The 14,680-nt window shown below is 56.6% G+C and carries 12 protein-coding genes; 8 read left to right on the top strand and 4 right to left on the bottom strand.

The genetic code is table 11. From position 1 onward, the window contains the following. Window positions 1–72: 72 nt before the first annotated feature. Window positions 73–1,155 (bottom strand): iron-containing alcohol dehydrogenase family protein, encoded by a 1,083-nt coding sequence (locus BLU64_RS05455; RefSeq protein ID WP_026741568.1) that lies wholly within the window; start codon window positions 1,153–1,155, stop codon window positions 73–75. 392 nt (window positions 1,156–1,547) lie between these two features. On the opposite strand from BLU64_RS05455, the gene BLU64_RS05450 reads away from it, so the two are divergent. The 7 genes from BLU64_RS05450 (at window position 1,548) to patD (ending at window position 9,823) form a co-directional block, all read left to right on the top strand. Then, the gene (locus BLU64_RS05450; protein ID WP_026741569.1) at window positions 1,548–2,456 is read left to right on the top strand and encodes a LysR substrate-binding domain-containing protein; all 909 of its coding nucleotides are present in this window, start codon (window positions 1,548–1,550) and stop codon (window positions 2,454–2,456) included. 182 nt (window positions 2,457–2,638) lie between these two features. Continuing rightward, window positions 2,639–4,102: a gamma-aminobutyraldehyde dehydrogenase gene (locus BLU64_RS05445; protein WP_026741570.1), complete on the top strand. Its 1,464-nt coding sequence runs from the start codon at window positions 2,639–2,641 to the stop codon at window positions 4,100–4,102. Window positions 4,103–4,211: 109 nt separating this feature from the next. After that, window positions 4,212–5,366 carry a putative ABC transporter substrate-binding protein YdcS gene (ydcS, locus tag BLU64_RS05440; protein ID WP_026741571.1) on the top strand — a complete coding sequence of 385 codons (1,155 nt, stop codon included), beginning with the start codon at window positions 4,212–4,214 and terminating at the stop codon, window positions 5,364–5,366. Between the two features lie 190 nt (window positions 5,367–5,556). Beyond that, complete coding sequence (locus tag BLU64_RS05435; protein ID WP_026741572.1) at window positions 5,557–6,582, top strand: ABC transporter ATP-binding protein; 1,026 nt, start codon at window positions 5,557–5,559, stop codon at window positions 6,580–6,582. A gap of 1 nt (window position 6,583) precedes the next feature. Further along, complete coding sequence (locus tag BLU64_RS05430) at window positions 6,584–7,531, top strand: ABC transporter permease (protein ID WP_074728067.1); 948 nt, start codon at window positions 6,584–6,586, stop codon at window positions 7,529–7,531. After that, window positions 7,521–8,327: an ABC transporter permease gene (locus tag BLU64_RS05425; protein ID WP_026741574.1), complete on the top strand. Its 807-nt coding sequence runs from the start codon at window positions 7,521–7,523 to the stop codon at window positions 8,325–8,327. Before BLU64_RS05430 ends, BLU64_RS05425 begins: the two co-directional genes overlap by 11 nt. Window positions 8,328–8,398: 71 nt before the next feature. Continuing rightward, a complete protein-coding gene (gene patD / locus BLU64_RS05420) occupies window positions 8,399–9,823 on the top strand; it encodes an aminobutyraldehyde dehydrogenase (protein WP_074728205.1) in 1,425 nt (474 codons plus the stop codon). A gap of 40 nt (window positions 9,824–9,863) precedes the next feature. Here patD and BLU64_RS05415 read toward each other — a convergent pair whose 3' ends face one another. Continuing rightward, window positions 9,864–11,273 carry an MFS transporter gene (locus BLU64_RS05415; RefSeq protein ID WP_026741576.1) on the bottom strand — a complete coding sequence of 470 codons (1,410 nt, stop codon included), beginning with the start codon at window positions 11,271–11,273 and terminating at the stop codon, window positions 9,864–9,866. 286 nt (window positions 11,274–11,559) lie between these two features. Between BLU64_RS05415 and BLU64_RS17580 the strand changes: the two genes are divergently transcribed. Then, on the top strand, window positions 11,560–11,829 hold the full coding sequence (locus BLU64_RS17580; RefSeq protein WP_026741577.1) for a hypothetical protein: 270 nt from the start codon (window positions 11,560–11,562) through the stop codon (window positions 11,827–11,829). 635 nt (window positions 11,830–12,464) lie between these two features. Here BLU64_RS17580 and BLU64_RS05405 read toward each other — a convergent pair. Both BLU64_RS05405 and BLU64_RS05400 read right to left on the bottom strand, forming a co-directional pair. Beyond that, window positions 12,465–13,361, bottom strand: coding sequence for a proline iminopeptidase-family hydrolase (locus BLU64_RS05405; protein ID WP_026741578.1), 897 nt, complete (start codon window positions 13,359–13,361; stop codon window positions 12,465–12,467). An 86-nt stretch (window positions 13,362–13,447) separates the two neighbouring features. Continuing rightward, on the bottom strand, window positions 13,448–14,203 hold the full coding sequence (locus BLU64_RS05400; protein WP_051625423.1) for a LuxR family transcriptional regulator: 756 nt from the start codon (window positions 14,201–14,203) through the stop codon (window positions 13,448–13,450). Between the last annotated feature and the right edge of the window lie 477 nt (window positions 14,204–14,680).

The following is a 14,680-nucleotide window of genomic DNA, read 5'->3' as shown; positions in this document are numbered from 1 at the left end:
GTCGTCATAGGGCGGTGGCGGAGTGGCGCTCTGCCGCCACCGCCGAGGTCCAGAAGCAGGGGGCGATTTACGTTAAGCGGTGACGGCCGTCAGGTGCTCGGTCTTCCACAGCGCTTTCAGTATCGCATCGCTATCCACGGCGAAAGGCAGGAGCGTGGCGGAACGAATGCGCACATGGCGCGCAATACTTTGTACTTGCTCCGGTTTTTCCGCCAGCCCCAACTGGGTTAACGTCAACGGACTGCCGAAGCGGGACAGCAGTGCCAGCAGCGGCTGCCTCTCCTCTTCCCGCTCGGTATTGAGCAGCGCCTGAACCACCAGCCCGAAACCCACTTTCTCGCCGTGCAGCCAGTGATGCAGCTCGGGCAGGCGGGTCATGCTGTTATGAATGGCGTGTGCGACGCCGACGCGGGCCACATCGTCCTTCATGCTATTCGCTAGTCCCGCCAGCGCAATATTGGCGTCGATGACCTGCCGCAGCGCGCTCGTGACGCGCTGCGCTTCAATATCCTTCAGCGCCTGGTCGCCGTGACGGTTAAAGGTTTCCAGCGCCAGACCCGCGGCCTGCGCCTTCAACATCAGCGCCAGCGATGTGGTATCCGCCTGCAAATAAGGTTGGAACTCGTACCACTTCGCGAGCGCATCCACGATGCCGGCTTTGAGATAGCGTGCGGGACTGCGTGCTATCACCTCACTGTCCACCAGGACCCACACCGGCAGTCGTTTCAACGGCAAGGGGGCGACATGCGCGCCTCTGCCGTCATAGATCACGCTGATCGGCGACCAGGCGGCACAGGTGGCGGCAATGGTCGGGACGGCGACCACCGGCAGTTGACCGAGGAGGTCGCCGACGGCCTTCGCGCAGTCCAGCGCCCGGCCGCCGCCGACGCCCAGAATCAGCTCGGCGTTCCACGTTCTGGCCGCCGTCGCCAGTTGGTCGATAGCCTGATGAGTACACGGACCTTGCTGGAAGGCCACTTCGTACAGGATGTTGTGTTGGCGCAGGCTGGACTCTATAGCCTGAGACGTCGCCTGCCAGGCTTGAGTGCCGGTGATGATGAGAATGCGTGAGGCTAGCGGCTCGATAAAGTCGCCCAATTCGCTGATCAACCCGTCACGGTTGAGGTAGGTTTGCGGTGCCTGGATAGCCATCATGTGCAGAGTCTCGCTGGCGGTGATAGAGATAGCCCACTTATAACAACGCCGGCTCGCGAATCAAAAGCACGAATCTGGCAATGCATTACGTCAAAAAGATATAAATCGCAGGCCAGTGATTTATGGCGCTAAACGCCGTTGCGAGGACAATCAACGTGTCGATCGTCGCGGACTAAGGCGTTCTCGTATTCGGTGGTGCGTTTTTATCCGCTACGAGGACAGAGTATTAACGGCGGCTGTATTTCGTGGCGGTGGTACGCAGCGCGTCGAATCAAGGCTCGATGACGAAAGAGGGAAACGTGGCGCGTTCATAAAATGACGGTGCTTTCGATAAAACGAATGGCGTGATATCTATTGACCATTGACTCATTATAAAGAGGCGCTTGGCGAGTATGTTAACGCTACGTCAAATTCGGCACTTTATCGCGGTTGCCGAGACCGGCTCCATTTCGGCCGCCGCCCAAACGGCCTTTGTTTCACAGTCGTCCCTCACGCTGGCCATTCAGCAATTGGAAACAGAAACCGGGGTGCGGTTGTTCGAACGTCATGCCAAGGGCATGACGCTGACGCATCAGGGGCATCAGTTTTTACGTCAGTCCTACCTGATTCTGGCGACGGTGGAAAACGCCACCCGTAGCCTGAGAACCGGTACTGAAAGCGTCACCGGCTCCCTGACCGTGGGCGTGACAAGCCTGGTGGCGGGCTATTTTCTGGTCGACCTGCTCAAGCATTTCAAAGACGCCTATCCCAATGTGGTGGTGCAGGTGGTGGAGGATGAGCGCCGCTACATCGAACATCTGCTGGTGAGCGGCGAGATCGACATCGGCGTGCTCATCCTCTCCAATCTCGAAGATCGCGATGCTTTGCAGACCGAAGTGCTTTGTCATTCGCCGTACCGCCTGTGGCTGCCGCCGCTGCATCCACTGTTAGAGCGCGAGAGTATCAGCCTGGCCGATGTAGTGACGGAGCCGCTGATTCAACTCAATGTGGATGAAATGGATATCCACGCCCGGCGGATATGGCGTAAAGCCAGTCTGAAACCGGAAATCGCCATGAAGACCACTTCGACTGAAGCCGTGCGAAGCCTCGTCGCGGCCGGGATGGGGCTTTCCATCCTTCCGGACATGACTTATCGCGCCTGGTCGCTGGAAGGAAATATGATAGAAGCGTGCAAATTGACCGATCCTATCGAGCCATTAGAAATCGGTATGGCCTGGCGTCGTGGTAGTACACGGCCGAAACTGGTTTCCCCCTTTCTCAGCGTGGCCCGCGAAAACAGCGGGTTGCGCAAAAGTTCGTAATCCTTTCTGCATGAAAATCAAACAGCATTCGATTTATTCGAATGCTGCATTCAATAATTAATAGTGGTTGGCGCCCGCCGAGTTTCCTTATTGTGTTTCAAACGTCATATCTCACGCTACGATGGCGTCGGTTTTATGCGCAATTCCCTTCCGGGGCGCGGAATTAGAGACAGGGAAACGCGATGTCGGATGAGGAAATTATTGCCCGCTTTTCCAGCAGGCAACTGATTGATGGGCAGTTGATTGAGGGCGAAGGAACGATGCAGGACATCGTTAATCCCGCTAATGGGGAGATCGTCGCCAGACTGGGAGAAACGTCCGCCGCCCAGATCGATGAGGCGGTGGAGGCGGCTCAGCGAGCGTTCCCCGCATGGGCCAGGACCACACCCGCGCAGCGCGCCATTGCGCTGTTGCGAATTGCGGAAGCGATAGAGCAACAGGCCGCGTCGCTGGCGCAGCTGGAGGCCATTAACTGCGGCAAACCGTTATATCAGGCGCTCAACGATGATCTTCCCGCCGCCGTCGATGTCTTTCGCTTTTTTGCTGGCGCGGTGCGTTGCCAGCAGGGACAGTTGGCGGGAGAGTATCTGGACGGGCATACGTCCATGATTCGCCGGGATCCCGTTGGCGTCGTGGCCTCCATCGCGCCGTGGAATTATCCGCTGATGATGGCGGCCTGGAAAATCGCGCCGGCGCTGGCGGCGGGCAACACCGTCGTATTCAAGCCTTCCGAACACACGCCGCTGAGCATACTGGCGCTGGCGCCTACTTTGAATACGTTACTGCCGCCGGGGGTGCTGAATATCATCAGCGGCAGCGGCGAAAGCGCCGGCAGCGCGCTGGTCAATCATCAGAAAGTTCGGATGGTGTCCGTGACCGGTGATATTGTGACCGGTCAGCGAATTTTGAACGCCGCCGTCAGCAACGTGAAGCGCACTCACCTGGAGCTGGGGGGTAAAGCGCCGGTTATCGTCTGTGACGACGCGGATATTGATGATGCCGTCAATGCGATCGCCACCTGGGGTTATTATAACGCGGGACAGGACTGTACCTCCGCCTGTCGGGTGTACGCACAGGCGGGCATCTATAGGCAGCTGGTTGACGCGCTCGGAGCCGCGGTGTCCCGTCTGCGTCTGGCGCAGCCGCGAGATGAAGACAACCATTTGGGACCGCTGATCAGCGCCCGCCAGCGCGACCGGGTTTCCAGTTTCGTCGAACGCGCGCTGAGTCAACCGCACATAGAACGCATCACGGGCAGAGACGCGGTGGATGGCCCTGGCTTTTACTACCCGCCGACGCTGTTAGCGGGTTGCCTGCAAAGCGACGAGATTGTGCAGAGGGAGGTCTTCGGCCCGGTGGTCAGCGTCACCCGGTTTACGTCGCTCGAAGAAGCGCTGCTGTGGTCGAACGAATCGGAGTATGGGCTGGCGTCATCGGTCTGGACGCAGAATATCGATACCGCCATGCAGGTAGCCGCCAGTTTGCAATACGGGACGACATGGATTAATAGCCATTTTTCGCTTGTTAGCGAAATGCCGCACGGAGGATTAAAGCGTTCTGGATATGGCAATGATCTTTCGAGTTATTCATTACAAAGTTACACCGTGGTTCGGCATATTATGGCCAAATTTAAACGACAATTTTAATGGCGCATTCTGGCGATAGTATTTTCTTATTATAAAACGCAGGCGCAGATAATAAAAAATGGGTGGGGTTGCTGTGCCACAAATAAGCCAATCTTGACGGGGGAACAGTATGGAAAAATATTACACCGGGACGTCATTGTCCGCTATTTGTCTGAGCGTTTTATGTGCGTTGAATATAGCCCACGCGAGCGCGCCGGAATTATCCGCCCAAGGGGAAGGACGTCTCGATATTGTTGCCTGGCCTGGTTATATCGAACGGGGGCAAAGCGATAAAAACTATGATTGGGTCACGCAGTTCGAACAGGAAACCCGCTGCGAGGTCAATGTCAAAACCGCGGCGACGTCGGATGAAATGGTCAGCCTGATGGCGAAAGGGGGATACGATCTGGTGACGGCCTCCGGCGACGCCTCGCTGCGACTGATCTATGGCAAGCGTGTCCAGCCGATTGAGCCTGCCGCTATCCCCAACTGGAAAAGCCTCGACCCGCGGTTGATCAATGCGCCGTGGTACACGGTCGACGGCAAAATCTATGGCACCCCGTATCAGTGGGGGCCTAACCTGCTGATGTATAACACCAAGGTTTTCCCATCGCCGCCAGAAAGCTGGTCGGTGGTGTTTACTGCGCAGACGCTGCCCGACGGTAAAGCGAATCAGGGACGGGTGCAGGCTTACGATGGCCCTATCTATATTGCCGATGCCGCGTTGTACCTGAAACACACGCAGCCTGAGCTGGGTATTTCCGACCCTTATCAACTGACCGAGCCTCAGTATCAGGCGGCGCTGACGCTGCTACGCAGCCAACACGCGCTGATTCATCGCTATTGGCACGACACCTCCGTTCAGATGAGCGATTTCAAAAATGAGGGTGTGGCGGCATCGAGCGCCTGGCCGTATCAGGCGAATGCGCTCAAGAGCGAAGGGCAGCCGATTGGAACCGTATTGCCGAAAGAGGGCGTGACCGGGTGGGCGGACACCACCATGCTGGCGTCGGACGCCAAACATCCGGTATGCGCTTACAAATGGATGAACTGGTCGCTACAGCCTAAAGTGCAGGGCGATGTCGCCGCCTGGTTCGGCTCCGTACCGGCTGTACCGGCCGCCTGTAAAGGCAATGCGCTGCTGGGAGCCGAAGGGTGTGAAAATAACGGCGCAACGCAGTTCGATAAAATCGCATTCTGGAAAACGCCGCAGTCAGAAGGTGGAAAATACGTCCCTTACAGCCGCTGGACCCAAGATTATATTGCCATTATGGGCGGCCGTTAGATTTAACGCATGGAGAAAATAACAGGAGACTTTCGGCCGATGTAATCAAATTCATTATTTCACGGCTGAGGGGTTAATCGTTCAATTTCTTTAATTCAAATCACTTTCGTTATTGGTTTGCCGTTTTAGTTTTATTTTTGATTGGATTTTCATTCCTGCAATGAATAGCCCAATCAGCCAGGAGTTTATTATGCCCAACGCTGTGGAATTAATTAACGTATCCCGATTCTTTGGGGATGTCCGGGCCGTGGATCATGTTTCCATCGACATCAAAGAGGGCGAATTCTTTTCCATGCTCGGCCCGTCCGGTTCTGGAAAAACCACCTCTTTGAGACTGATCGCCGGCTTCGAACAGATTTCCTCAGGTTCCATCCGCATTCACGGACGTGAAGCCACCGGGCTGGCGCCCTATCAGCGTGATGTAAATACCGTATTTCAGGATTACGCGCTGTTTCCACATATGACCGTGCTGGATAACGTAGCCTACGGGCTGCGTGTGAAGGGCGTAGGTAAAAGCGAACGTCGCGCCCGATCGCAGGAGGCGCTGGAACGGGTGGCGCTCGGGTTTGTCGCGGAGCGAAAACCGGCTCAGCTGTCCGGCGGCCAGCGTCAGCGCGTGGCGCTGGCGCGCGCGTTGGTCAATCAGCCCAGCGTGCTGCTGCTCGATGAGCCGCTCGGCGCGCTGGACCTCAAACTGCGCGAGCAGATGCAGGGCGAACTCAAGACGCTCCAGCGCCAGCTCGGCATCACCTTTATTTTCGTGACGCACGATCAGAGCGAAGCCTTGTCGATGTCCGATCGGGTTGCAGTGTTTAATAACGGCCGCATCGAGCAGGTGGATACGCCGCGCGAGCTGTACATGAACCCCAGGACGCCGTTTGTGGCGGAGTTTGTCGGCACGTCCAACGTGCTGTCGGCAGAGCAGGCGCTGCGGCTGACCGGCGCGGCGGCGCGTGTCGCCGTTCGCCCGGAACACATTCGCCTGCTGGAATCCGCGCCGGACGCGGAGGATATTTGCGTCTCGGCGCAGATTAAGGATATTCACTATCAGGGGGCCGCGACCCGCTACGAGCTGATGCTGGAAACCGGCGAGCGTCTGCTGGTAAGCGAAACCAACCATCAGCGTATCTCCACTCTTCCCGCCTGGACGATCGGCCAACCGCTCATCGCCTGTTGGGCGCGTAGCGCTATGGTCGCGCTGCAGGAGGTGGGCTGAGATGACGACCGCAGACATCTTGGTTCCCGCCGTTCGTCGAGGCGCGTTGCATCGACTATTCGACTTTTTCTATCGGCGTCCGGGTTTTTATCTGGCGCTGCTGCTGGCGCCGCCGCTGCTGTGGTTCGGCGCCGTCTATCTGGGTTCGCTTCTGACGCTGCTGTGGCAGGGGTTTTATACCTTTGACGATTTCACGATGACGGTGTCGCCGACGCTGACGCTGGCGAACATCGCGGCGCTGTTCAGCCCGACGAATTACGACATTATCGCGCGCACGGTGGTAATGGCTGTGTGCGTCACGCTGTTCAGCGCCGTGATAGCGTTCCCCATTGCCTATTATATGGCGCGCTATACGCGGGGTAAGCAGAAAGCCTTTTTCTATGTCGCGGTGATGATGCCGATGTGGGCCAGTTATATCGTTAAGGCCTATGCCTGGACGCTGCTGTTGTCGCGGGATGGCGTCATTCAGTGGTTTTTGCGTCACCTCGGGCTGGAAGGGGGCTTGAATAGCCTGCTGCTACTGCCGGGCATCGGCGGTAACACGCTCTCGACCTCCGGACTGGGGCGTTTTCTGGTGTTCGTCTATATCTGGCTGCCATTTATGATCCTGCCGATCCAGGCGGCGCTGGAACGCCTGCCGGTGTCACTCATTCAGGCCTCGGAGGATTTAGGCGCTCAGCCGCAGCAGACCTTCCGCTATGTCATCCTGCCGCTGGCAGTGCCGGGCATCGCCGCCGGTTCTATCTTCACGTTTTCACTCACACTGGGTGACTTTATCGTGCCGCAGCTGGTCGGGCCACCGGGCTATTTCATCGGCAACATGGTGTATTCCCAGCAGGGCGCCATCGGCAACCTGCCTATGGCGGCCGCATTCACGCTGGTGCCGATTGTCTTAATTGCCCTTTATCTCTCTCTGGTAAAACGATTGGGGGCCTTCGATGCACTCTAAACGCGCGCCGTTACTGCTCCGGCTGGCGGCCTGGGGCGGACTGCTGTTTCTGCACGTTCCGCTGCTGATCATCGCCGTTTACGCGTTCAATACCGAAGAGGCGGCGTTCAGCTTCCCGCCTAAAGGCTTCACGCTCCGTTGGTTCCAACTCGCGGCGGAGCGGCGGGATATTGTCGAGTCCGTCAGTCTGTCGTTGCAGATCGCCGGTCTTTCCACGCTGATTGCGCTGGTGCTTGGCACGCTGGCCGCCGCCGCGCTGTATCGTCGGGATTTTTTCGGAAAGAACAGCATTACGCTGATGTTGATGCTGCCGCTGGCGTTGCCGGGCATTATCACCGGTCTGGCACTGCTGGCCGCTTTCCACGCGGCGGACATCGAGCCAGGCATGATGACGATCGTCATCGGCCACGCCACGTTTTGCATTGTGATTGTGTTCAACAATGCCATTGCCCGGTTCCGGCGCATTTCCCACTCTCTGATCGAGGCGTCGATGGATCTGGGCGCCGACGGCTGGCAGACCTTCCGATACGTCATGCTTCCCAATCTGGCGACGGCGCTGCTGGCAGGCGGGATGCTGGCCTTCGCGCTGTCCTTTGATGAAATTATCGTCACGACGTTTACCGCAGGTCATGAGCGTACCTTGCCGATTTGGCTGTTGAATCAACTTGGGCGGCCGCGCGACGTGCCGGTGACCAACGTTGTGGCGCTGTGCCTGATGGTCTTGACCATGATCCCGATTTTGGGGGCCTGGTATCTCACAAAAGAAACCACAGAGGTGTCCGGCGACGGCAAATAGCCCGCAGGCCGCTGAAAATGAACGTCACAGCGTGCGTGCTGTGACGCGAAACCATGACTGAGGACAAAATGATGCAGACAAAAATGGTGATCAACGGACGTTTAGTCGCCGGCGAAGGCAGTACGCTGCCGGTCTATAATCCGGCCACCGGAGAGGAAATCGCGCACATTGCCCAGGCTTCATCGGCGCAGGTTGCGCTGGCAGTGGAAAGCGCCGATCGGGCTTTCGCCTCCTGGGGACAGACCACGCCGAAAACGCGTGCGGACTACCTGCTGCAAATAGCGGACTGTATCGAAGAAAACGCAGAGACCTTCTCGCGTCTGGAGTCGCTCAACTGCGGCAAGCCGTATCATGCCGTACTGAACGATGAAATCCCGGCGGTCGCGGATGTCTTCCGCTTCTTCGCGGGCGCCTGTCGCTGTATGAACGGGATGGCCAGCGGGGAGTACTTGGAGGAACACACGTCGATGATCCGTCGCGATCCGCTGGGCGTCGTCGCCTCCATAGCGCCCTGGAACTATCCGCTGATGATGGCCGCCTGGAAGTTGGGGCCGGCGCTGGCGGCAGGCAACTGCGCCGTCATAAAACCTTCAGAGCAAACACCGCTGACGACGCTGAAACTGGCCGAACTGGCGGTCGGTATTCTGCCTGATGGCGTGCTGAACGTCGTGTTTGGGGACGGACCTACCGTCGGTGATGTCCTGACCGCTCATGACAAGGTGCGCATGGTATCGTTGACCGGCTCTATTCCGACCGGGCAGCACATCATTCGCCATACGTCGGCTTCGGTAAAACGCACGCATATGGAACTGGGCGGCAAAGCGCCGGTCATCGTCTTTGACGACGCGGATATCCCGGCGGCTGTCGAGGCGATCCGCAACTTCGGCTTCTACAATGCCGGACAGGACTGTACCGCCGCCTGTCGCGTCTATGCCCAGAAGGGGATTTACGATCGGCTGGTGGCGGCGTTGGGCGAGGCGATTGCATCACTCAAAGTGGGGTCTCCGGAGGATGAAACCACGGAGCTGGGGCCGTTGATCACCGCCGCGCATCGCGACCGTGTTGCCGGATTCGTCGAACGGGCGAAGGCGCTGCCGCATATTTCGGTGGTGACCGGCGGGGAAAAAGTCGCGGGCGCGGGGTATTACTTCCAGCCGACGCTGCTGGCCGGGGCGTTGCAGGAGGATGAGATCGTCCAGAAGGAGGTGTTCGGGCCGGTGGTCAGCGTGACGGCGTTCAACGATGAGTCTGAAGTGTTGGCGTGGGCCAATAACTCGACGTACGGGCTGGCTTCCTCCGTCTGGACACGGGATTTAGGCCGGGCGCATCGTCTGAGCGCGCGACTGCAATACGGCTGCACCTGGGTAAATACGCACTTCATGCTGGTCAACGAAATGCCGCACGGGGGCCAGAAACAGTCCGGTTACGGCAAAGATATGTCGATGTATGGGTTGGAGGATTATACGGTCGTACGACACATCATGATTAAACACTGACAGAAGGGCGGGCGCCCACCAGGACGCCCGCTGATGTTTGTCAGACATTATCCAGATTAATGCCGCGCGTTTTCGGCCCCCAGACGCCCACCGACAGCATCACCATCAGCATACTGAATACGATGAAGATAACGACGCTGACGCTGCCCACATGCTGCAATAACAGCCCAATCAGGATGCTGGTGAAGGCGGTCGACAGCCGGCTAAATGAGTAACAAAAGCCGACGGCCCGCGCGCGAATGCGCGTCGGGAAAATCTCGGCCTGATAGGCGTGGTAGCTAATTGTCAGCCAGGCGTTGGAGTAGGTGATGAGGAAGCCGCAGGCGATGAGCAGCAGCGGATGCGTCTGCTGGGTGAACAGCAAGCCGAACACGACGGTCATTAGACACGAACCGACAATCTGCCATTTATGCTCGAAGCGTCCTATGTACAGGCTGCACAACAGGCAGCCGATGGGATAGGCCAGCGTGATGAAAAAGGCGAAAAACAGGCTCTGGGTAACCCCCGCGCCTTGTCCGGACAACAGCGAGGGCAGCCAGTTGCCGAAGCCAAAGAACCCAATGGACTGGAAGAAATTCATGGCGACCAGCATCAGCGTGCGCTGGCGATATTCGGGCGCCCAGATATCGCGGAATTTGCCGCGCGGAGCCGGTTCCTGCGCTGTATTCTCAGCGTGTACATAATGGCCCTGCGGCGTCATGCCGCAACGTTGCTCCATATCGCATAACACCTGATGGGCTTCGTCATGTCGCCCTTGCTGCGCCAGCCAACGGGCCGACTCGGGCAGGTTTTTGCGCAGCACCCAGATCACGACCGAACAGGCGGCGCCCGCGATAACCACCCAGCGCCAGCCGCTGATCTCGAAAAAGGCGTGAGGAACCAGCCACCAGGACATCAGCGCCACCGTCGGCACCGAAAGAAATTGAATAAAGAACGCAAAGGCGAATGCCTTGCTGCGCAGAGAGGTTGGCATCCATTCGCTGAGATAGGCGTCGATGGTGACCAGTTCAATCCCTAGCCCTATGCCGACCAGAAAGCGGCACAGGATGACGCCTTCTGCGCTGCTTTGCATCGCCATCAGGAAAGATAGCGCACCGTACCAGGCCAGCGCATACATGAAGGTCATCTTGCGGCCCAGCCTGTCGGCCCACGGCGCCAGCAGGCTGGCGCCGACGAACAGCCCCAGAAACGTGGCCGATGCAAAGCTGGCCTGATCGGTAATGTGGAATAGACCCTCTTTGCCCATGTGAAAAATGTGCTCGGCCACCAGTCCGCTGCTGATGTACGCGGTTTGAAAGAGGTCATACAGTTCGAAAAATCCCCCGAGCGAAAGCAGGGCGATAAAACGCCAAAGCCCTGCGGAAGAGCGCAGTCGATTAATACGCGAGGCGAGATCGAAACCGGGTTGCGCGCCGGCGGCAGCGTCCAATGGGGTGCTGGGGGAGTGCATGTTGTGTCTTCCTTATCACGATAAATGCGTTATACGAATTGCTCCAGACGGCGACAGGTATCACCTTGAGCGTCCAACACGGCTTCGTCCGAGTGAGCGAGGCGGGAACACGTCTTGGGCAAACTGCCGGCCATCATAAGATGCCGCACCGGCGCTCGCCAGTCTGGCGTGAATATCGAGGGGGCATCCCGCGTATATTAATCAGCTTTATGCTATTTATTCGTGTCCGCAGAAAAAATTCTTGATAAGAAAACCTCTTTTTGACGTTTAGCCGGATGGCCCACAGGTGTCGACGAGCGCGAGCGGGTTCGCTGCTGTTGGCGTTGTACTCCCTGATGCTGACGCCGCGCGCCGTATCGCAAAGGGGGGCGGTACGTTGTTCAACGCGCTGGGGGGGCTGGAAGGTTTAGCTTTATCCCTGTTCAAAACGCCGCGTATGGTGGTTTTCTTCATTTTCGCCATGCTGTTGGGCGTGGCGTTGCCGGTGTCTAATACCTTCAGCAACCCATTTCTGCATGACTTGGCGCGTAATCTGCGCTATCAGTCGGGTCTATGAGCTATCCGTCGGTGCTGTTGTCGCTTTCGCAGGTATTGGAGGTGGACTCCTGTTTCAGAGCCAGCGCAGGGCCTGTTCTTGAGCAGGGTGAATGGACTCGTCGTGTATCTTGGGGCCGCGGGGATGGTGGTGTATCTGTTGACGACGGCTGGCGTGGCTTTCCGGTATCGCCACCAGTCGCCAGCCCGTTCGAGAGGCTCAGGACTGGTCGTGAGGCGACGCTGATGCTGCACGTGCCGATTGAGTTGTAAACAGGGATCGGTCCTGTCCATCCCTCGTCAATGAGGAAGGGGGGAGCAATGGCGCGACCGGGGCGTTTGCGAGAGGCGCGGATACCCCACCATCGCAGAGCGACAAGCGCAGGGTAAAATCAACCGGACGTGTGAGGAACAAAGAAATGCCGATGTAACCAAGATCGTACTGTTCCTTGGCGAACTTGTCAGAAGTGAGTAAGGAGCAGATCGATAGCCTGAACACATGAGCTTAAGTAGCAGGCGGTTAATCTCGGGGCCTAATGGTCAAGCCTGGCGCTTTAATCGCGCGTCAAAAAAAGAAACGCGCCGGCCGTTTTCGCCGGCGCGTTTTATAATGGCGACAAAATGTCGCCTTCCCTGGTATTGGCCTTTCTTCTTATGTTATCTAATCTTCTTCTGCAGAAAACTACCGACGGTTTTCATGCATTCTTCGCGCTCTTCGACATGCGGCATATGGCTTGAGTGTTCAAAAATAACCCACTCAACATCAGTGATGCCGTCTGCAAAAGGTTGGATGGTTTCTGGCGATGCTTCGTCGTAACGCCCCGAGATCAGAAGGGCGGGGACGTTGATTGCTTTAACACGATCGATGATGCTCCAGTCTTTCAAGCTGCCAATAACATGGAACTCTGTCGGCCCATTCATAGCGTGATAAACCGTAGGGTCCTCATCGATAGCATTAAAGGTGTGTGTGACCTCAGCCGGCCACGGATTTAAGCGGCAGACATGACGTTGATAAAACACCTGTGATGCTTCGCGATAGGCTTCGCTATCCACCGTTCCCGCCGTTTCATGTTCCAGCAGTGTGGCCTGGACCGCTTCTGGCAATTCGTTGCGCAGTTTCGCGGCGGCCTGCAGCCATAACGGGATAGACGCCGGCGAGTTGGCGATAACGATAGCTTTCAAACCGGTTGGACATCTTACGGCGTGTTCTGAAATCAAGATGCCGCCCCAGGACTGACCCAGCAGGGCATAGTCGTCCTGAATGTTAAGATGTTTTAACAGGTTATCCAGCTCATCAAGGAACAAAGCGATCTGCCAGAAATCGGCTGGTTTTTCCCGTAAGTGCGTTGAACGGCCATTACCTAACTGATCGTAATGAACGACAGGACGCCCTGTGTTGGCGATATCTTTAAATGAATCAACGTAGTCGTGGGTGCAGCCGGGACCGCCGTGGACAACGACCAACGGTGTCATACCATTATGTAAATCACCAGTGATTCGGTACCAGGTTTGATACTGGAGAAAAGGGGCGAAGCCTTCGCTGACAGTGTTCATAAATGACGGTCACTCTTATGTCTGTTAAGTCTGGCTTAAGAGTAAGGCGCGTCAGCGAAGGCGGAAAGCTAGTAAAATAGATAGTTTTAGCTATCGAGGAGGTGATAGTACATGGCGCGAACGACGGCCTGCACCCGATTATTCGCCCCTAGTTTCTTGGTGGCGTTGTTCAGATGCAGCGTGACGGTCGCGACCGAACGGTTCAGTTTGCGGGCGATCTCTTTCGCCGTCAGGCCTTCCGCCGACCACGCCAAGCATTCGCGTTCTCGCTTGGTCAGATGGACGTACTGACAGGTCATCAGATCTTCGCTGAACAGGGGAAATGCCGATTCCTGGAAACGGTGAGCAATAAAGGTCAGATCGGATAAGGTGCTGCTGATGTCCTGTTCTTCGTGAGAGCTGTTCAGAATGGCGGTCACGGTGGCGAAGCCTCCGCGAGGCAGGTGTAACGGTACGGTCGCGCCGCATGGCATGCCGTTTTCACGCATATAATGCGTGACGCACTGATGCTCTTCGCCGATACGAGAGCGAAGCGGCGTCCGTTCAGGACGTTGATATGACCACACAAATGGCGCACAGGTTTCCAGAGCGTGATGCTGTACGACATCCATCTGAAAGAAACCATTTTCGAACCACTGCAAGGGCATGTCTTCCGGCACGTTATTAACGCGCAGCAGGGAAGGATTGATCAATGTCCCGTCCATTGTCCGGGGAACCGGAGCGTAGTCATAAATCACTCGGTCAAATCCGAGGTGTAACGTTTGCGCGAACATGTGATCAAAAGCGTCGTCCAGTGAAGTAGCTGAACGTTTCAACGAGGTAAGCTGAGTAGTCTTATCCATGATTACCCTCCGCAAAATGTAGCCCGTTAAAAAGAGGACGATGGTCGGTACAGGTGCCAGAGCGCATGTTCGGCCTCAACCCGGTCAATAACCAAGCGTAACCTAGCATTTTTGCTAAGGCAAAACTAGCATTTTTGCTAACTATTCACTGCCGGTATGATTGGGTAGATTCCCGTCTGTCAGGGGGTTTTGTGATATTTTGTGTTTTTCTTTCATTAGAAACCCTTATGTTGAATGAAATGGGAAGACAAAAAAGGCATACTATTGAAGTGAATGGTCATTTTTGAGTATGGGTACACGTCTATTTGAAAAATGATGCTTTTCACCGACCAGACCTTCATTCTGGTAAGTCGTTATTGAATAAAAACGACCTGGTAGGCTCCCTGACAAATCGCGCTTAATGCGGCCGGTTTTTTTATTGCCGGTCACGCCGCGCGTTGCTTGATTTCTGGCTCAACCCGTTTGTGCCAAGCCGTT

It is taken from the genome of Lonsdalea quercina, from assembly GCF_900107885.1.
Lineage (GTDB): Bacteria > Pseudomonadota > Gammaproteobacteria > Enterobacterales > Enterobacteriaceae > Lonsdalea > Lonsdalea quercina.
This window is presented reverse-complemented; position numbering and strand designations above follow the sequence as displayed.